This is a genomic window from Paenibacillus sp. CAA11 (assembly GCF_003060825.1).
Taxonomy (GTDB): Bacteria; Bacillota; Bacilli; order Paenibacillales; family Paenibacillaceae; genus Fontibacillus.
In genome coordinates this window covers 4,360,369-4,378,888 of the sequence record NZ_CP028922.1, presented here as the reverse complement: position 1 = coordinate 4,378,888, position 18,520 = coordinate 4,360,369, and the positions used below count along the sequence as shown (strand labels likewise).

Annotated in this window: 17 protein-coding genes; 11 read left to right on the top strand and 6 right to left on the bottom strand. The window is 53.2% G+C overall.

Going from position 1 to position 18,520, the window contains the following annotated elements:
- Positions 1 to 69: 69 nt before the first annotated feature.
- The 9 genes from DCC85_RS20505 (at position 70) to DCC85_RS20465 (ending at position 9,787) form a co-directional block, all read left to right on the top strand.
- Positions 70 to 897: a formate/nitrite transporter family protein gene (locus tag DCC85_RS20505; RefSeq protein WP_108467225.1), complete on the top strand. Its 828-nt coding sequence runs from the start codon at positions 70 to 72 to the stop codon at positions 895 to 897.
- A gap of 341 nt (positions 898 to 1,238) precedes the next feature.
- Positions 1,239 to 3,305, top strand: coding sequence for a molybdopterin-containing oxidoreductase family protein (locus DCC85_RS20500; protein ID WP_108467224.1), 2,067 nt, complete (start codon positions 1,239 to 1,241; stop codon positions 3,303 to 3,305).
- A 165-nt stretch (positions 3,306 to 3,470) separates the two neighbouring features.
- On the top strand, positions 3,471 to 4,700 hold the full coding sequence (locus DCC85_RS20495; protein WP_108467223.1) for an MFS transporter: 1,230 nt from the start codon (positions 3,471 to 3,473) through the stop codon (positions 4,698 to 4,700).
- 45 nt (positions 4,701 to 4,745) lie between these two features.
- Positions 4,746 to 5,252, top strand: coding sequence for a GNAT family N-acetyltransferase (locus DCC85_RS20490; RefSeq protein ID WP_108467222.1), 507 nt, complete (start codon positions 4,746 to 4,748; stop codon positions 5,250 to 5,252).
- Positions 5,249 to 5,626, top strand: a complete 378-nt coding sequence (locus DCC85_RS20485; protein WP_108467221.1) for a hypothetical protein — start codon at positions 5,249 to 5,251, stop codon at positions 5,624 to 5,626. The genes DCC85_RS20490 and DCC85_RS20485 overlap by 4 nt, the downstream gene beginning before the upstream one ends.
- Before the next feature lie 83 nt (positions 5,627 to 5,709).
- A complete protein-coding gene (locus DCC85_RS20480; protein WP_108467220.1) occupies positions 5,710 to 6,495 on the top strand; it encodes an SDR family oxidoreductase in 786 nt (261 codons plus the stop codon).
- Between the two features lie 245 nt (positions 6,496 to 6,740).
- Positions 6,741 to 8,417, top strand: a complete 1,677-nt coding sequence (locus DCC85_RS20475) for a glutamine--tRNA ligase/YqeY domain fusion protein (RefSeq protein WP_108467219.1) — start codon at positions 6,741 to 6,743, stop codon at positions 8,415 to 8,417.
- 149 nt (positions 8,418 to 8,566) lie between these two features.
- Complete coding sequence (locus tag DCC85_RS20470; protein ID WP_108467218.1) at positions 8,567 to 9,085, top strand: metallophosphoesterase family protein; 519 nt, start codon at positions 8,567 to 8,569, stop codon at positions 9,083 to 9,085.
- Entirely contained in the window at positions 9,086 to 9,787 is a 702-nt protein-coding gene (locus tag DCC85_RS20465) for an HAD family hydrolase (RefSeq protein ID WP_108467217.1), read from the top strand.
- 110 nt (positions 9,788 to 9,897) lie between these two features.
- On the opposite strand, the gene DCC85_RS20460 is transcribed toward DCC85_RS20465, so the two are convergent.
- Positions 9,898 to 11,067 carry an MFS transporter gene (locus DCC85_RS20460; protein ID WP_108467216.1) on the bottom strand — a complete coding sequence of 390 codons (1,170 nt, stop codon included), beginning with the start codon at positions 11,065 to 11,067 and terminating at the stop codon, positions 9,898 to 9,900.
- 180 nt (positions 11,068 to 11,247) lie between these two features.
- Here DCC85_RS20460 and mobA point away from each other — a divergent pair, with 180 nt between their 5' ends.
- Both mobA and DCC85_RS20450 read left to right on the top strand, forming a co-directional pair.
- Positions 11,248 to 11,847: a molybdenum cofactor guanylyltransferase gene (gene mobA, locus DCC85_RS20455; RefSeq protein WP_108467215.1), complete on the top strand. Its 600-nt coding sequence runs from the start codon at positions 11,248 to 11,250 to the stop codon at positions 11,845 to 11,847.
- Between the two features lie 199 nt (positions 11,848 to 12,046).
- Positions 12,047 to 12,736, top strand: coding sequence for a TorD/DmsD family molecular chaperone (locus DCC85_RS20450; protein ID WP_108467214.1), 690 nt, complete (start codon positions 12,047 to 12,049; stop codon positions 12,734 to 12,736).
- A gap of 106 nt (positions 12,737 to 12,842) precedes the next feature.
- Here DCC85_RS20450 and DCC85_RS20445 read toward each other — a convergent pair whose 3' ends face one another.
- From DCC85_RS20445 to DCC85_RS20425, 5 genes are all read right to left on the bottom strand, one after another.
- Positions 12,843 to 15,995 carry an efflux RND transporter permease subunit gene (locus DCC85_RS20445; protein WP_108467213.1) on the bottom strand — a complete coding sequence of 1,051 codons (3,153 nt, stop codon included), beginning with the start codon at positions 15,993 to 15,995 and terminating at the stop codon, positions 12,843 to 12,845.
- 59 nt (positions 15,996 to 16,054) lie between these two features.
- Complete coding sequence (locus DCC85_RS20440) at positions 16,055 to 16,957, bottom strand: TetR/AcrR family transcriptional regulator (RefSeq protein WP_108467212.1); 903 nt, start codon at positions 16,955 to 16,957, stop codon at positions 16,055 to 16,057.
- A gap of 116 nt (positions 16,958 to 17,073) precedes the next feature.
- Positions 17,074 to 17,388, bottom strand: a complete 315-nt coding sequence (locus DCC85_RS20435; protein ID WP_108467211.1) for a DMT family transporter — start codon at positions 17,386 to 17,388, stop codon at positions 17,074 to 17,076.
- A complete protein-coding gene (locus tag DCC85_RS20430) occupies positions 17,388 to 17,726 on the bottom strand; it encodes a DMT family transporter (RefSeq protein ID WP_108467210.1) in 339 nt (112 codons plus the stop codon). The genes DCC85_RS20435 and DCC85_RS20430 overlap by 1 nt, the downstream gene beginning before the upstream one ends.
- A 35-nt stretch (positions 17,727 to 17,761) precedes the next feature.
- On the bottom strand, positions 17,762 to 18,343 hold the full coding sequence (locus tag DCC85_RS20425) for a TetR/AcrR family transcriptional regulator (RefSeq protein ID WP_108467209.1): 582 nt from the start codon (positions 18,341 to 18,343) through the stop codon (positions 17,762 to 17,764).
- Positions 18,344 to 18,520 lie beyond the last annotated feature (177 nt).

Here is an 18,520-nt window from a genome sequence, read left to right as displayed (position 1 = left end):
GCTATTCTTGCAGGTACAATGATAGACGAAGAAGCAGTGAACGAAAGAAAGCAAAGGAGACGTTAGATTATGGCTTACTATAAACCTCAGCAAATCGCGGAAACGACGGTGGAGAACGGGGTTAAGAAGGCGCATAACCCTTTGGTGGCGGTGCTCATTTTGGGTTTTCTGGCGGGGGCATTTATCGCGCTTGGGTTTCTGCTCGATATTCGGGTCATTGCCAGCGCCCCTAAAGAATGGGGAAGCTTTGCTACATTCGTAGGTGCAGCTCTTTTCCCTGTAGGTCTGGTGCTGGTCCTGCTGGCAGGCGGCGAGCTGCTGACCGGGAACATGATGGCGGTTCCGCTGGCGCGCATGGCCAAACGAATCACGACGGGTGAAGTGATTAAGAATATCATTTTGATTACGATCGCAAACTTTGTGGGTGCGATTTTCGTTGCGTTCTTTTTCGGCCACATAGTCGGCTTGACCTCCAGCGGTCCTTATCTGGACAAATTGGTAGAGATGGCTGGGCATAAGCTGGATGACAGCTTCCTTCAAGCCTTCATCTCCGGGATTGGCTGTAACTGGCTTGTGGCGCTAGCCGTATGGCTGTCCTATGGAGCGGATAATATGAGCGGTAAGATTCTAGGTATTTGGTTCCCAACGATGGCATTTGTAGCGATCGGCTTCCAGCACGTTGTGGCTAACATGTTCCTCATCCCGGCCGCCATCTTTGAAGGTCATTTCTCTTGGGGGGAATACTTCATGAATTTCATCCCGGTGTGGCTCGGCAACCTGACGGGCGGGGCCCTCTTCGTCGCCGCCGCTTACTGGGCCGCTTACTTGCGTCCCTCCAAGACGGAGTCTGTTCGCGAGCCTGTGGCTGCTCAGGAGTCATTTCGCAAGCACGCATAGGCCTTAATTGCAGTGACCCGCTTTCGCGTATAAGCTATTTTCAATTCAAGCCTCTCGCCGGTTTGCATCGGTGCAGGGGCTTGTTTTCGTACATTTATCCAAATGAAAATGAATCCGCCATGAAACAAAGGTCAGGGGGAATTAACCTAAGTTCATGGCGGATCACGTTTGGGAGTAGTCCATGATTATGACATTTTTGCAAAGGCAAAAACGCATTCAACAGCCATTACCCTGACAGCTCAGGATTGAATCATTCGGGTGAGACAAATTTGAAGTAATTCTAGACTTCTTCCCACTGATTCCCTACAATAACAACAAAGTGTTGCTTAGGGGGAATGGAGATGAAGGATGAGCTTAATGGGGTATTCCCTGCGGTATGTCCGCTGGATTGTCCGGATACCTGCGGCTTGCTGCTGCATAAGGAGCAAGGGCGGATCGTCAAGGTCACAGGTAATCCAGAGCATCCGATCACGCGGGGAGCCATTTGCAATAAGGTTCGGAATATGACAGAGCGGGTCTATCATCCGGAGCGGCTTCTCTACCCCATGAAGCGCGTAGGCGCCAAGGGAGAGGGCCGCTTTGAGCGGATCAGCTGGGAGGAAGCGATTGATGAAATTGCGGGCCGGTACAGACAGATCATAGACGAGCATGGGTCTGAGTCCATTCTGCCATATAGCTTCTATGGAAATATGGGAATCCTTAGCGTGGACGGTATGGATCGCCGGTTCTTCAACCGGCTGGGATCTTCCCGTCTCGGACAGGGCATTTGCAATGCTGCAGGCAATACGGGCTGGAAGTATACGATGGGATTCGGCGGCGGGACAAGTCCGGAATCGGCAATCAAGGCGAAGCTGTTCATCGTGTGGGGCGGCAATATTGTCAGCACAAATATGCATATGCTGACCATGATAGAGCAGGCCCGCAAAGACGGCGCCAAGCTGGTCGTCATTGACGTGCACCGCAACCGGACGGCGCAGCGGGCAGACTGGTTCATCCCGCTACACCCAGGCACGGACAGTGCGCTGGCGCTGGGGATGATGAACGTCCTGTTCAGCCGCGGCTGGACGGATGAAGCCTTCCTAGCGGAGTATACCGTCGGAGCGGAAGAACTGCGCGAGCATGTCAAAGCTTATCCGCCAGAGCGCGTCTCCGCAATTACGGGCGTCCCTGCAGAGGACATTGTCAAGCTGGCGGAGCTATACGCCACGACTTCGCCGGCGTATATTCATATCGGCAACGGGCTGCAGCATCATGATAACGGCGGAATGACCGTGCGTACCATTGTCTGCCTGCCGGCCTTAACCGGACAATGGCTGGTGGAAGGCGGAGGCGCATTCAAGACGAACGGGCCTTATGGCAACATGAATGCGGATGCATTAGAGCGCCCGGAGCTTAGGTCCAATCCCGGAGCTCGTCTAGTCAGCATGAATCAGCTGGGAGAGGCCTTGCTGGAGCTTGAGCCCAAGATCCGCTCCCTGTTCGTGTACTGCTCTAATCCGGCGGTGGTGGCCCCGGACACGACCAAGGTAGAGCAGGGGCTGATGCGGGAAGACCTGTTTACGGTCGTACATGATCTATTTTTAACGGATACGGCTAAATATGCGGATATCGTGCTGCCGGCGACCTCTTCCTTTGAGAATACTGACCTGTACAGTTCCTACTGGCATCACTACGTCCAGCTTCAGGAGCCGGTCATTCCTCCGCAGGGGGAGAGCAAGAGCAATGTGGAGATGTTCAAGCTGCTTGCACAAGCGCTCGGATTCGAAGAGGATGCCTTCCAGGATACAGAGGAAGATATGATCCGCCAGGCACTGGATTATGAAGCCAATCCTTATCTGGACGGCGTGTCGCTTGAAGCGCTGAAGGCGCAGCGGTTCGTTAAGCTGAATATGGAGCCGCAGCGTCAATATTTGCGTCGGTTAAACACGCCATCCGGGAAGATTGAGCTGCTGTCGGAGCGAATGGCTGCTGCCGGGCTTCCAGCGCTGCCTACTTATGTGCCGCTTAAGGAAGGATATGATGGAGAGCGGCGCCCCGGGCCTCTGGCTAAGTATCCGCTCATGTTCATCTCTCCGCCGAATCACAGCTTCCTGAACTCTACCTTCTCCAATGTGGAGAAGCTGACACGAGTAGAGAAGGAGCCGCTGCTGCAAATCCATCCGGAGGATGCCGTCCAGCGAGGAATAGCTGACAGCGATCCTGTCACGGTGTTTAACGACAGAGGTCGCTATGAAGTCAAAGCGCAGGTTACGGACAAGGCCTTGCCAGGTGTGGTGGTCAGCCAAGGATTATGGTGGGAAGGCGAAGGCGGGCGTCAGCGCGCCAACAGGCTGACCGCAGATCGGCTGGCCGATATGGGCGGAGGAGCCACCTTTTTCTCGACTGTTGTTGAGGTGAAGCGTCAATAAGTGTGCTTGCCGGAGGGATCTTTTTTAGAGATACTGGTCTCTGGGTTTAGTTGAACAATTTGTTGTGATTCTGCAAGGGGAGGCCCGCTTCGATCCGGGCTTCCCTTTTTTGCTTCGCCCTGCTGCTTAGATTATTAGCTTATGAGATGGGAGCATGACCTGCATATGAAATGGTTGGAGTCTTATCCGCGTGAGGTTAAGGTCTTTCTGGTTGCTAGTCTGATCAACTCCGCAGGCGGTTCTTTAATGTGGCCGCTAATTACGATGTTTGTATACAAGGAATTGGGCCGAAGCATGGCGGAGGCCGGCCTGGTTATCCTGATTCAATCGCTGGGCGGCATCATAGGTCAGGTCTTGGGCGGTGCTTTGTATCACCGGGTTGGAGTTAAACGGCTGATTGTGGGCTCACTTGCAGTGAATGCGATATCTCTACTCCTACTGCCGTATGGGGCGGACTATTGGTACTTCTTCATGTTCTTAATGCTGATTGTCGGCTTCAGCAACGCCATGTCCATGCCCGCGATTCAGGCCTTTATCGGCTTTCGGTTTACAGAGCGGCGCGGCGAGATGTTCAACATCGTGTATGTGGCGAACAATATCGGGGTGGCCTTGGGGACGGGGCTAAGCGGCGTGCTGGCCAAGTTATCCTACGATTTGAGCTTTGTAGGCAATGGGATTACATCCGCAGTATTTGCGGTTTTCTTTTATATTTATTTAAGCAGGGTAGAGCAGGAGCAAGGCGATCTTCAGGTACAGAAACGGCGTGATTCCGCGGATGGGCGCCGCCCCTCGGAGCTGCTGCGGCAGTATCATATTTACTTGTTCTTGGGTACGGGGGCGTTTTTCCTCTGGCTGGCGAACTGCATTTGGAACAACGGGGTGTCGCCGTTCACCATTAATCAAGGGATGCCGGAATGGACCTACAGCCTGCTGTGGACACTGAATGGGGTGCTGATCTTTGTGGGTCAGCCGCTGATTTCGTGGATAAAAAGAACGATTGCGGGCTCTCCGGAGGCTCAGCTCATGGCCAGCGGCCTCTTCTATCTGCTGGCTTACGTATGTATTGTAGGATTCCAGAGCTATCCTGGCATGATCTTCGCCATGGTGCTGGCTACGTTCGGCGAGATGCTGATCAATCCGGCGATTCCGGCCTTTATCTCAGATCGTACGGGGAAGACGGCCCCCTTCTATTTGGGGCTGGTAGGCGGCATGGGGGCAGCTGGGCGGGTCGTTGGACCATACGCGATGGGGCTTCTGTATGATCACGGCGGGATTAGCCCGGTGGCCTGGTTCTCGGTGGTGATAGCCATTCTGTCTGTGGCTGGTTTTGCCGTTCACTGGGTAGTGAACCGGGGCAAATGGCAGCAGGAGCCTTCTGAAATCCATATGGGTTAAGGCTGCCTGTTAACAGGTTTAAAGAATAAGGAGGGGCTTACGGACATGAAGGACGAAATCTGGGTTCGGCTATCCGCGATGAAGGATGCAGGGGCACTCATGGAGATCGATGCTTTGGTATGGACGGAGATGACGACTCCGGCTAAGATCCACTGGCGCTCCAGGGAGCAATTTCTGCAAAGCTGTCCCCCAGGCAGTCAGCTGGTAGCCGGAATCGGAGAAGCGATATGCGGTTACGTCGGATTTGGTGCTCCGACAGGACTGCCGAGCAATGCTCATGTGTATGATATTAATATTGCTGTGCATCCGGATCATCAGCATAAGGGGATCGGGCGGAGGCTGATTGAGGAGATCAAATATCTCGCCAAGCTTGAAGGGAAGCGGAAGCTCTCCTTAAGAGTGCTGGAGACGAATGGCCCGGCGATCGCCTTCTACAAAAGCTGTGGATTTGTGGAGCAAGGGAGACTGGTAGAGGAGTTTTATATAGGCGGGCGCTATGTGGATGATATTCTCATGTGGTGTCCTGTGGAGACAGGAGGGGACAGAAGTTGAAGCAGGAGAAGGAGACGGGACATGAGCAGGGGATGCAGGGAATCCGCTGTGCGCACTGTGATCTGCCGATTGAAGCCAGGGATGAGCTGGCTGTAGCGGGGCGTACCTTTACGCTCTCCTCTATGGAGCCCATGCATGTCCGCTGCTATGCGGAGGCAGCCAAGGAGTTCAAGGCTGTATCGCTGGGCAGCGAGCCGCTGAATGGCCCGATTTATACCACGAAGGCTGCTCTGGCCGGGGTAGCTGCGGTAGTGTTGGCAATGCTGACCAGCTTTGGGCCTCTGCGATGGGTGATTTCTGCTATTCTGCTGATCCCTCTGCTGCGGCGGGCGGCATCCTGGGTTCTTCTGGAGAGGAGGCTTCCGCCTGAGTAAGCTTGAGACAGACAGTGCCTTGTGAAGGTGTTCTTCATGGTTGTCCTCTCGACTACAAGGATGAAGAAAGGAATGGATAGAGCATGGATATGGGATTGCAAGGAAAAAAAGCGCTGGTTATTGCCTCAAGCCGCGGCTTGGGCAAAGCCATTGCCGGCCAGCTGGCAGCCGAAGGGGCAGATGTGATGCTGTCAAGCCGCAGCGGGGATAAGCTCCAAGAAGTACAGGCAGAGCTTCAGCAGCTGGGAGCCGGCACCATTCATTATTATCCGGCGGATATTACGAGCAAGGAAGAGATTGATGCTTTGGTGAAGCATACGGGGGAAACCTTCGGGAAGATTGACATTCTGGTGAACAATGCCGGCGGTCCGCCGTCCGCTTCCTTCGAGGAGCTGGATGATGAGGCCTGGCAGAAGGCCTTCGAGCTGAACCTGCTCAGCTACGTAAGATTAACCCGGGCGGTACTTCCTTATATGAAGGGGCTTGGCGGAAGGATTGTGAACCTTGCCAGCATTTCCGTGAAGCAGCCGATTCCAGGGCTTATTCTCTCAAACACCTTCCGGATGGGGATTGTAGGGCTCACGAAGACGCTGTCGCGGGAACTGGCGCCTTACAGCATTCTTGTCAACACGATTGCGCCAGGGAAGATTGAGACAGACCGGATTGCGGAGTTGAATCAGAGCCGGGCTGAGAAATCGGGGCAGTCCGTGGAGAGCATTTCGGAGCAGGAGCAGAGCAAAATTCCGCTTGGACGTTACGGCACACCTGAAGAGTTCGCACGTGCTGCTCTATTCCTCCTATCCGGCGCCAACACCTATATTACAGGTACGACACTTGTCGTTGACGGGGGTCTCATTGAAGCGATCTGATTCTCTGGGGAAAATCATCATTAAGCGGTGCATTTCAGGAAGCTGAAGGCACCGCTCTTTGCCTGTGCAGCAGGAATAAATATCCTCCCTGTGAGGCTCTAGGCATTGAACTATTTTGCGGTTATCGTTATATTTATAAGAAGTAAAATCCCTGAGAAGCACAGGCTGTCCTGCCTTCAGGCTCAGTTCACGAGTAGGCTTCATTTTCAAATAGATAAAGGAACCCATAGAAAGGTTGATTGACTGTGACGCATGCAAGCACGCCTCCCAATTTTATTAAGAACATTATTACGGAAGATTTGAAGAGCGGCAAGGTAGGCAAGGTGATTACCCGGTTTCCGCCGGAGCCCAACGGCTACCTACATATCGGACATGCCAAGGCGATCTGGATCAACTTTACGATTGCCGATGAATTCGGCGGCCGCACGAACCTTCGTTTTGACGACACTAACCCGCTGAAGGAAGATGTTGAGTATGTGAACTCCATCAAGGAGGATGTGAAATGGCTCGGCTTTGAGTGGGAAGAGCTTCATTTTGCCTCCGACTATTTTGAGGAGATGTATAAGCGTGCCCTGCTCTTGATTCGCAAGGGCAAGGCTTATGTGGACGATCAAAGCGCCGACGAGATCCGTGAGACACGCGGCACGCTGACCGAGCCTGGTCAGAATAGCCCTTACCGGGACCGCTCAGCCGAAGAGAACGAGGATCTGTTCAAACGGATGAGAGCCGGCGAATTCAAGGATGGCGAGAAGGTGCTGCGGGCCAAGATTGATATGGCTTCTCCGAACATCAATCTGCGGGACCCGATCATCTACCGGATCGCCCATGCTACACATCATAACACCGGAGATGCGTGGTGCATCTACCCGATGTACACCTTCGCTCATCCGCTGGAGGATGCGATCGAGGGGGTAACTCACTCTCTGTGTACAATCGAGTTTGAAGATCAACGCCCTTTCTATGATTGGGTTATTGCAGAGACTGAGATGGAGAGCACTCCGCATCAGTACGAGTTTGGACGCCTGAATCTGGCACAGACGGTAACTAGCAAACGGAAGCTGAAGATGCTGGTGGATCAAGGTATTGTGGACGGCTGGGATGATCCGCGTATGCCGACGATTTCCGGGCTTCGCCGCCGCGGATATACGCCTGAAGCGATCAAGAACTTCGTCTTCGAGGCCGGGATCTCCAAAGCGCAGGGCATCGTAGACCTGAAGATGCTGGAGCACTTCATTCGAGAGGATCTGAAGATGAAGGCGCCGCGGACGATGGCAGTGCTGGATCCGCTTAAGGTTGTCATTACGAACTATCCGGAAGGACAGGTCGAAATGCTGGAAGCAGAGAATAACAGTGAGAATGAAGAGATGGGCACTCGCCAAATCCCGTTCTCCAGGGAGATTTACATTGAGCGTGAAGACTTCATGGAGAATCCGCCAAGCAAGTACTTCCGCCTATTCCCTGGCAATGAGGTTCGCTTGAAGCATGCTTACTTCATTAAGTGCAATGAAGTGATCAAAGATGCGGAAGGCAATGTCACAGAAATTCACTGCACCTACGATCCGGAGACCAAGAGCGGCACCGGATTTACAGGCCGCAAGGTCAAGGGAACGATTCACTGGGTAGAGGCAAGCCAAGCGGTTCCGGCGGAGTTCCGCCTGTATGAGCCATTGATTGCTGATGAGGAAGCAGACGAGGAAACGCTGGAAGAGAAGACCTTCCTTGACCAGATTAATCCCAATTCTCTGCGTGTCGTGCAAGGCTTTGTCGAGCCAGGACTGAAAGAGGCTAAACCGGAGGACAAGTTCCAATTCTTCCGCCATGGGTATTTCAATGTCGACATGAAGCATTCCAAGCCAGGGGCACCTGTGTTTAACCTGATTGTGTCCATGAAGAGCTCTTTCCAGCTGCCTAAGAACTCTTAAGGTTCTGCTGCTATATAGCCCTAAAGTGAGTTCAAAGCGTCTTATTAGGACAGCAGACTAGATTGAATAAAAGCAGTTGGGGAGCTGTCCCAAAGGTAGGTGATCCCTACTTTAGGGACGGCTCCTTTTTCATGAGGAGGAGGGATAGTATGGCAGGCTTGCGTATCGGTGTAGTATCCGACACACATATGCCCCGTATGGCAGCGGCTCTTCCGCCCAAGCTGGTGGAGGCCTTTCGGAATGTGGATCTCATCCTGCATCTGGGCGATTGGGTTTCGCTGGAGGTCTATGAGCAGCTGCTCAAGCTGGCCCCCGTTGAGGGCATTGCGGGAAATAATGACGGGGAAGAGATCATCAGCCGCTTTGGCATGAAGAAGGTGCTTGAGGTAGAAGGCGTCAAGCTTGGCTTAGTCCACGGCCATGAGCCGTTTGGGAGGATGAGCACGCCAGACAAGGCTTTTCAGGCTTTTGCCAGCGAGGCTGTTCAGGCTGTACTGTTCGGGCATTCTCACCAGCCCTATCTGGAGCGAAGAGAAGGCATTCTGCTGTTCAATCCGGGCTCACCGACGGATAAGCGGCGGGAAGCTCATTATTCGGTGGGTCTGCTTCGGATTGAGGGTGGACAAATCGAGGCGGAGCATATCTTTTTTGCAGGGGGATTTAGATAGATGAGTGGAACCAAGGCTGTATTCTTTGATTTGGATGATACGCTGTATGATCACCTGATTCCATTTCGCGACGGAGTTAAAGAGGTGTTCGGCGCACGCGCGGACGGCTGGGATATGGAGCAGCTGTACCGGCGGCTGCGCTTCCACAGCGATAGTCTGTGGACACAGTGGACCAGCGGTGAGATTAGTCTGGAGAAGATGCGGGAGCTGCGGATGGTGCTTACGTTCCGGGAGCTCGGGATTGAGCTGGATGAGAAGGGAGCAGCACGCATACAGGAGGCCTATATCGGGCACCAGTATCAAATTTATCCCCATAAAGGTGCGGTGGAGCTAATCTCCGACCTGCAGCATGCCGGACATGTTGTCGGAGTCATTACGAATGGGCCGGAAGTCCATCAGTGGAATAAGATCCGCGGACTCGGGCTGGATCGCTTGATTCCTAAGGAGCGTATCTTCATTTCTGAGGCCATGGGGATGGGAAAGCCGGATGCAGCGCTTTTTGAACATGTCAACCGTGTGACGGGAACTACAGCAACGGGGAGCTGGTATATTGGCGACTCTTGGCAAAATGATGTTATCGGTGCGCTTGGAGCCAGCTGGAGCGTCATTTGGTTCAATCCTCGGAACGCTTCCGCAGAGAGCGAACATAAGCCGCATTATGTATCGGGGGATTATGCTGCTTTGCGGGAAATATTGCTGTAACCAGCTGATAAAACTAAAAAGACGATTTCCTTAGCGGCCCTGCCCTTGCTATACAGGTAAGGGCAAGCCACACGGCAGGGAGTCGTCTTTTTAGCTGCTTATGCATATCCTTAGTTCTCGTAGGAGCGGAGCGGTGAATAACCATGGCGATGCAGATGGTACCACATGACGCCAAAGCCGATGAGACCGCATAGGGTGAACATGAGGCAGATTTTGTACAAGGTGATGCCCCCGAAGTTCAGGAACAGCCAACCGCCGAGCAGTCCTGCAAAAACGCCGGATAGTCCGCTCCAGAACAAGGCGTATACCGCTTGACCGGAGGAGCGATAAGGCCGGGGCAGGAACAAGCCGGTCAGCTGTGAGCCTACATAGAAAAATCCGCCGAAGGTCACAGAGTGCAGGAGCTGAATCAAGATGATCTGCAGGGGCTCGGTTGCGATAGACATCAGATACCAGCGCAGAGCGAACAGCAGGCTGACCAAGGTTAGACATGCCAGCAGATGTGTGAGCTTGCGTCTAAGAAAACGCCGCAGCAGGACGAACACAGCCGCTTCAAAAATCGTTGACAAGAAGACAGCCAGTCCAACATACAGCTTGGAGCCTCCCAAATCGAGCATAAAGATGGGCATGAACATGCCATTCATTGTGTTCGGTATGGCCACAAGCAGGCCCAGCAGCAGGAATGTCATAAAGTACTTGTTGCGTACTACGGCAATAAGCTCCCTGGCATGCAGCCAGGGGGTCCCGACTTCTCTTCGCTGGGCAGGGATCAGGGCGCAAGCGCCAAGGGCCAGAAGGATCAGAGGGATAAGCAGGGCAGATAAGCCGCAAGGCTGGGTTAAGTCTATCAAAGGTCCGGCCGCTAGAGCGGTTACCGCCCAGCCGATCGAGCCCCAGATCCGAAATTTGCGAAACCCCTGTCCTTTAGCAGACGTATAGTCAAGTGTAAACGTATTGTTCTGAGCGAGCAGTGATACCTGAAAGAAGTAGAACAGGATCAAGAACCAGTAGAGCATCCGGTAGGTGCTTACCGAGAATAAGAGATAGCTGGATACAAGCAGCCCAGCAAGCATTAGCAATAGCACCGGCTTGGCGCTCTGCTTGCGGTCTGTCCAGTATTTCCAAAAGGGATGGGCGAGCAGTGAGATTAGAGGTCCGGCGGCGAGCAGCCAGCCGATCTCCACCGTGTCCATTCCGATATCCTGCAGGTACAATTGAAAAAATGCTGCGAAAATAACCATGGTGCCATTAATGAAGAAATGCAGCAGCTCCAAGGCCATTGGTATTTGAGGGAGTTCTCCCTTAGCTTTTCGCAATTGCCGACATTCCTTTCCTTGTGTGTAGCAAAGTTCAAAGCTGCCCGAAAGGGGTGCTTGCTTACAATGTATCACGGCTTGGAAAGGGATACAAACCAGCTTTTATGGGAATCTCCATTTTTTAGTCAGGAAGAAGGTGGATAAATGGATATGGAGGGTCTGATCCTTGCCGGGGGCTTGTCGACCCGAATGGGCGAAGATAAGGCGATGCTCCCATTCTCCGGCAGTCCGCTGATCGCCCGCCTAGCGGATGAGCTGAGGAAGACAGTACAGAAAGTGACAGTCGCAGCCGGTGAAGGGCGAGAGGCATATCGGTTTCTCGGCCTCCCGCAGGTTCTGGATGCGTATCCTGGAGCCGGACCGCTGGCGGGACTCCATGCAGGGTTATCTGCTTGTGGAACGTCATGGTGTCTGGTCAGCGCCTGTGACATGCCCTTTGTTCAGGCTTCTTGGCTTAAGAAGCTGGCGGATAAGGCACTGGAGGCTCCTCCTGAGGTGGATGCGGTGCTTACGCTGGCTGGTGGGAGAGTTCACCCGCTGCTGGGCGCATACCGCAAGCGTGTAGCCTCCAGCCTCCGCGAACCGCTTGAAGCGGGCAAATACAAAGTCATGGCTTGGGTGGATACTCTGGAGGTCATCCATCTTCAGCCGGAAGAACAAGAAGAGAGCTTGGCCATCTATAACATGAATCATCCTAGGGAATACCACGAGGCCGTCCGCATATGGGGGCAAGAAGAGATTTAGATTTCGGAAAATTGACAAACAAACGGTCATAAAGCGCTTTCACAATGAGATACAATATAGAGTGAGAGAACTGCTATATGATAAGGCCCCTTTTATGAGCAATGAGCAATGCCGGCCAATAACTGAAGTTAAGTGCCGCTGCTGCGGTACAGCACCTATGATTTGCCGCATGATCAGAGACAAAGGGAGAGGATGAAGAATGAGTATACCAACTGTACTATTTCAGAATGAAGCTGACGAGAAGCTGTCCCGCTGGATGGAAGATAGGGGATGGGTATATCAGCTGTTAGTAGACTTTCTGGTCAGACCGCCGCGGCTGTCTCTTATCGCCCGGTACCGCAGTTATGCAGACCGGAAGGGACTGATTCCTTCGAGCAGCGGCGGACAGCAGCTGGCCGCTTATTTCGAAGGGCTGGAGAAGGAAGAGCTTCAAGCTGCATGCACCCGGGAACAACAGGAATATCAGCGCCTGTTCGTAGGATCTGATCCTAAGCTGCCGCTGAGTGAAGCGCTCGTTCGCGAAAGAGCTGAGGGGATCGATGCATTTCGGATTAGGGCGGATATCTCCGAGTTTTACAGCGGTTGTGCAATTTCCTTTAACAAATTAAATGGGGAACGCGATGATCATATCGCACTTGAATTGGAATTTATGGCGGTGATGGCTGATCGAACCTTGTGTGCCGAAGGTTTGCCGGAGTCTCGGCTTCGTCACATCGAGCTGCAGGCGGCTTTTATGGAGAGTCATCTCATGAAATGGGCCGTTAAATTCGCGGATGAGCTGTATGCCGCTACAAATAGCCCGATGTATCGCGGTCTTGCCATGCTTCTCAAGGAGTTTCTGGAACGGGATCAGGCCATGCTGCTGAAGTGGCAGGCCCTGTATAAATAGCAGCAACATTTAAGAAGGGCCATCCTGAGGATAGATTTAATATCTACCTTAGGATGGCCCTCTTTGCTGTGTCTATTTAGTGATTTGCAGGGAACAAGCTACCGACCTATTCCTCTGCGTTCCGGCGACGCCGGAATTTCATCAGGAACTCATATACGACAGGTACGATAACCAGGGTGAGCAGCGTAGAGCTGATCAGGCCGCCAATAACCGTAACCCCCAGTCCCCGGGAGATAATGCCTGCGCTGTTCTCCCAGCCAAAGACAAGCGGAAGGAGAGCACCGATGGTCGCAAGCGCGGTCATCAGAATTGGACGCAGACGCGTTGCTCCTGCTTCCAGCAGGGCTTCGCGAGTGGAGAGACCTTCGCGTTCCTTATGGATAACGCGGTCGATCAGAACGATCGCATTGGTCACGACGATACCGATCAGCATCAGGGCCCCCATCAGCGAGGAGACATTCAGCGTCTCACCAGCCAGGAACAAGGCAACCAGAGCGCCGATCACGATGAACGGCAGTGAGAACAGAATGGCGAATGGTGCCAGTCCTCCGCCGAAGGTAACGACGAGTACGAAATATACGATGGCAACGGCTGCGGCCATAGCCAGACCAAGCTGAGTGAACGTGTCATTAATCTGCTTGGTTACGCCGCCGAACTTGACGGTTACACCGTCCGGCTTTTTCAGTTCATCAACCTTCTTCTGCAGCGCACTGGAGGCACCGCTGACGTCGCTGCTAAGAATATCGGCCGTGATCTCCACAACCGTCTTCCCGTCCATTCGAGTAACGGTGTCCGGAGAGTTTCCCTTCTCCACCTTCGCCACATCCTTGATTGCAACCTGGATGCCGAGAGGCGAAGTGACTTTGGTGTTCTCAATTTCTTGAATGCTGCTATAAGTCTTGCTGTCTACATCGATATATACATTATAATTCTTACCATCAATTTGAACTTCGGTCAGTACTGGGCGCTCGCGTACAGGGCTCAGTACCATGGCCAGCTGGCCTGCGGTAAGCCCGAGCTTGCTGAGCTTCTGCTGGTCGGCTACCAGGGTGTACTGTTCGTATGCTTCAGAAAGATTGGTCTCAGCCTTCTCGAAGTTGGCTTTATCCTGTTGAACGAGCTTCAGAATTTCATCCGAGAACGGCTTGATCTGTTCCAGATTGTCGCCGAACACGTTGATCGTCAGCTTGCTGCCGCCCATACCGCTCATTGCGGCAGACATGTCGCCCCATTTACCTGTAGGGACTTTCTTCTGCAGCTCCTCAAGCAGATCAGCCTTTACATCTTCAAAATTCTTGGTATCGCTCTTGTACTGTACATAGAACAGGGCGGATTTGGAAGGGCCGGTACTCATCGGATTGCTTCCGCCCACTGAGTACTGCATATTCTCCACACCTGGCTGCTCTAGCAGAAATTTCTCTACAGTAAGCGCACGCTTCTCGACATCTTCAAGCCGGTCTCCGGCCTCAGGAGAGTAGGTGATCATCACATACTTATCTTCCTGGTCTGGAAGGAAGCTTGAACCAATAAACGGAGTAATGCCGAATACGCTGCCTAGAAGTAGAACGACCGCAAGCAGGAATGTAATCAGCTTGTGGGACAGGGACCAGTTCAACACCTGCTGATAGCCCTTAGCCAGCCGTCCCGGCTTCTCGTCATGATTATGCTTGTGCTTCTCCTTAAGCCCCTTGCGGAATAGGGAATGGGCAAGTGCCGGCACCAGCGTGATAGCCACGAGGAGCGAGGCGAGCAGCGAGAAGACCATGGTCAGGGCAAACGGCGTGAACAGTTCGCCAACCATGCCGCTTACGAAGGCCAATGGCAGGAAAACGGCGATGGTGACAATGGTCGAGGACATGATCGGAACGAACATCTCTCGGGTCGCTTCCATGATCAGCTGGCGGCCTTTCAGCTTCTCGCCGGACAGGGACAGACGGCGGTAAATATTCTCGATGACGACGATAGAGTCGTCGACAACCCGGCCGATGGCCACGGTCATCGCGCCAAGCGTCATCATATTCAATGTAATATCCATTTGTCGCAGTGCCAGAATGGCAATCAACAGCGACAGCGGGATAGAGATAATGGAAATGATCGTCGAGCGGACGTTGCGCAGGAAGATCAAGATGATCAGCACAGCGAACAATGCGCCGAACAGCGCTTTTTCGAGCATGGTGTTGACCGAATCCTCGATCGGCTTACCCTGGTCAAGCAGAACCGTCATGCTTACATCTGGATACTGTTCCTTGAGCTTATCGGCGGCATCCTTGACGGCGTTGACCACTTCAACGGTGTTCGCATCATTCGATTTCACAATTTGAATCCCGATGGATTCCTGCCCGTTAGTCCGGGAAATGGACTCGGCCTTACCGACAACCTCAATCTTCGCAAGATCGCTCAGTTTGACGGTAGGGATACCGCTGCCTGACGGCATTTGTCCGCTTCCAGCAGTCGGGGAGGTTCCGCCAGTTGCGGCGGAGCTCTGGCTCTGTCCCCCAGATGCGCCGGCGGCAGCCGTTACGGGAATCTCTACATTGTTTAATTCATCCACCGTAGTAATATGGCCGTCTACCACGACAGCCTTTTGGGATTTGTCCATCTCGAACAATCCAAGCGGTACCCGGACTGCCGATCCTTGGACGATTCCCTTTACGGTGTCCTCAGTCAGACCATACTTAGCGAGCTTTGCCTGGTCGAACTTGAGCTGTACCTCACGAACATATTGTCCGGCAACCTGCACAGAGGCTACGCCGTCCAGGTCTTCCAGCACGGGTTGGATATCGTTCTCGGCAATGCGCGTCAGTTCCTCCAAGTCTTTAGCTTTGCTGCTGGACAAGCTGAGAGAAACGACCGGCATGGAGCTTAGGCTGAAACGGGTGATGGTCGGCTTCTGAGCATCGTCCGGAAGCTTCACGTCATTCAGCGCCTCGCGCAGCGCAGCCGAAGCATTATCCAGATCTGTTCCATAATCGTACTCCACGGTGATGCTGGCTGCATTCTCCATAGAGCTTGAAGTAATGGTCTTCACTCCGTCCACATTCCGAAGCTTCTGCTCCAGCGGGATCGTAATGTCCTTCTCCACACCTTCTGGAGCCGCGCCTGGATAGACGGCGGTAACGTTCAGGAAGGGGATGCTGATATTCGGGATGGTCTCCTGCTTCATCGTTAAGCCGCTGTAAAGTCCAGCGACCACTACGATGATGGTCAGCAGCCAGACAGCGAACTTGTTGCGTAAGGAGAAATTGATAATTCCTTTCATAATTAGGGCTTCTGCTCCTCTCGTCCTATCTCTTTTTGTAAGCTTTTGTCTCTTGTTGTTTACCGGTACAGGCGAATCAAAGTCTCCAGCTCATTGCAGCGCTCCTCAAGAGCAGGAATCGTCCGCAGATTGCGGAGCATACCAAGCAGAAGGGCTTTTCTTGGCTGAAGCTCGATCAGCTCATTCTCCAGAATGCGTAACGACTCTGCGGCCTCCTCACGAAGCTCAGGGTCTGCATCGGCTACATTCAGTTCATCCTTCATCTGCCGGATGACGAACAGCGGATGCCGGTTCGGCTGAGCATCCAGTCGCGGCCCATGCTGACCCCAGGCTTCGAGGAACGATAAGGGAATCAGCGGGGCCGCCTTGCTGCGCAGCATAAATGCAGCTGATTCATCCAGCATGGTCAGCAGATGCTTCGCCATCTGTTCCGTGCTGACGGGTAGGTTCGGCATGAAGAGTAGCCGAATATAAGAGCCCAGCATGCCGTTCAGGATGAACAGCAGCTCCCCGATATAGGGCTTAATCCCAGCCCCATAGATGATCTCCAGCTTGGCGCCACCCCAGTGAAGCAGCCTCAGGTTGTTCTCGCGGACACAGCCCGGTTCCACGGGCATCTTCCCGCTGCCCAGCCAGTCTCTGAGCTGCATCATCAGGAATTCACGCAGCTCCAGCACTTGCTCGAGCAGAACGCGAATCTGTATGCGAAGCTTGTCGCGAGGCGAGGAATCCTTCTGCTGTTCCACCTGGGCGAGCCGGTCTTCCAGCATCTGATAACAGTAATTGTAAATGCTCTGCTCCAGCTCTTCCTTGGACTTAAAATGCAGGTATAGGCTTCCTTTGGACATCCCGCACAGCTCGGCAATTTCCTGCATTGAAGTAGCTGACGCGCCTTTGGCAGCGAACAGCTGCATGGCTGTTCGGAGAATGAGTTTTCGTCTGTCTGTAGCTTTGTCTGCCAACGAGTTGAACTCCTTCCCGACCGATAGGTTCTATGAATGACTCCGTAGTCAAAATAATTATATGATATCGCATAGGCGGATACAAATTTTGGGCAGGCTAGGAAGACCCAGCTCTATTAAGAGATCAGCTTGAGCCCGACGGCAGCTCCCAGAATCAAGGCGATGCACAGCAGACGGCGCGCTTCTTTAGGCTCGCCGAAGAGCAGCATGCCGACAAGGGTACTGCCGACGGTTCCGATGCCTGTCCATACGGCATAGGCCGTTCCCATCGGCAGTGTCTTCATGGCGAAGGAGAGCAGGGAGAAGCTGCCGACGAAGGAACCGAACAATAGGAGATAGGACAACAGGTCACGCCGAAGCGTCACTCGCTTGATACCAATTACGCCGAGCACCTCACAGCCTCCTGCAAGTACAAGAGCTAACCAGGCCATTATGAGGTCACCTCCTTTTCACTTTGATCTGTCATGAGCTTAAGTCCGACAACGCCGCCAAGCAGCAGGGCAATCAGGAGCGTCTTGGACCAGCGGAACGGTTCGCCGAAGAAGAGCATTTCAGCTACAACCGTTCCGGCCGTCCCCAGTCCGGTAAAGACGGCATAGACCGTCCCTACAGGGAGACGCTTGGAAGCTTCAATAATAAGCCAGAAGCTGGTGGCGATCGCGGCGGCCGTCAGGACCCACTCCCACCAGACATCGGCATGCTTAAGGCCTGATACCCAGACGATTTCAATCAGGCCGCCGATAAATACATAAAGCCAATTGCGGTTCATAAACGATAATCCTCCAATTCGAAATTTACTTAAGGTTAGCGCTGAATTCCCTTCCAATATACAGGCCAAGACAATTCTAGTCTTCGGCGCGAGCGTTCAGGAATTTCATACAGCATATCGAGCAGAACGCCATCCGCGAGCGTCATATAGGCGGTTGCGGCATGGGCAGGTTCGATTAATGAAGATCCCCGGTTCTGTATCTCTCTGCCCAGCTCTAGGGTAAGCATCTGCTCCATTCCATCCAGAAAGGGATTTCCCCGGCTCAGCACCTCGGCATACAGCTCCTGCGGAGGGAAATAGAAGGTGCGGAGCAGAAACTGAGTATCCCGGTCCTGATGATAGCTGTCCTGCAGGAAGGAGAGTAGCCCCTTTAGCCGCTGGGAAAGCGGTTCATCCAGCTGGTGAAGATAGAAGCGCCTAATCTTGCGCTTCACCTTGATGACGCAATGCTCCAGCACATGGAGGAACAAGTCATCCTTCCCTTGGAAGTGAGCATAAATAGAGGGCTTCTTAATTCCAGCTTCCTCGGCGATATCTTTGAGAGAGGCTCCAGCATAGCCGTCTAGAGCAAACCGGCAGAGTGCAGCCTGAAGCAGTCCTTGTTTGCCAACTGCCATTTCCTAACCTCCTTTACCTAACGATCGATAGGTCATTCTTTCACAGCTTCCTAAGCTCTGTCAAGCATGGGGCAAGCCGGGAGTGATATATTTTAAGGGAAGGTGATAGGAAGAACCTGCAGCTTCATGTAGAATAAAGGCAGAACATGCGAATGAAGAGACAGATATAAAGGGGAT

Coding starts and splice junctions, on each gene's coding strand:
- DCC85_RS20460 (WP_108467216.1), bottom strand. CDS start 11,067: ATGGCCTTGGAGCTGCTGCATTTCTTCATTAATGGCACCATGGTTATT.
- DCC85_RS20495 (WP_108467223.1), top strand. CDS start 3,471: ATGAAATGGTTGGAGTCTTATCCGCGTGAGGTTAAGGTCTTTCTGGTT.
- DCC85_RS20435 (WP_108467211.1), bottom strand. CDS start 17,388: ATGGCCTGGTTAGCTCTTGTACTTGCAGGAGGCTGTGAGGTGCTCGGC.
- DCC85_RS20480 (WP_108467220.1), top strand. CDS start 5,710: ATGGATATGGGATTGCAAGGAAAAAAAGCGCTGGTTATTGCCTCAAGC.
- DCC85_RS20430 (WP_108467210.1), bottom strand. CDS start 17,726: ATGAACCGCAATTGGCTTTATGTATTTATCGGCGGCCTGATTGAAATC.
- DCC85_RS20490 (WP_108467222.1), top strand. CDS start 4,746: ATGAAGGACGAAATCTGGGTTCGGCTATCCGCGATGAAGGATGCAGGG.
- DCC85_RS20425 (WP_108467209.1), bottom strand. CDS start 18,343: ATGGCAGTTGGCAAACAAGGACTGCTTCAGGCTGCACTCTGCCGGTTT.
- DCC85_RS20465 (WP_108467217.1), top strand. CDS start 9,086: ATGAGTGGAACCAAGGCTGTATTCTTTGATTTGGATGATACGCTGTAT.
- DCC85_RS20505 (WP_108467225.1), top strand. CDS start 70: ATGGCTTACTATAAACCTCAGCAAATCGCGGAAACGACGGTGGAGAAC.
- DCC85_RS20500 (WP_108467224.1), top strand. CDS start 1,239: ATGAAGGATGAGCTTAATGGGGTATTCCCTGCGGTATGTCCGCTGGAT.
- DCC85_RS20450 (WP_108467214.1), top strand. CDS start 12,047: ATGAGTATACCAACTGTACTATTTCAGAATGAAGCTGACGAGAAGCTG.
- DCC85_RS20470 (WP_108467218.1), top strand. CDS start 8,567: ATGGCAGGCTTGCGTATCGGTGTAGTATCCGACACACATATGCCCCGT.
- DCC85_RS20445 (WP_108467213.1), bottom strand. CDS start 15,995: ATGAAAGGAATTATCAATTTCTCCTTACGCAACAAGTTCGCTGTCTGG.
- mobA (WP_108467215.1), top strand. CDS start 11,248: ATGGATATGGAGGGTCTGATCCTTGCCGGGGGCTTGTCGACCCGAATG.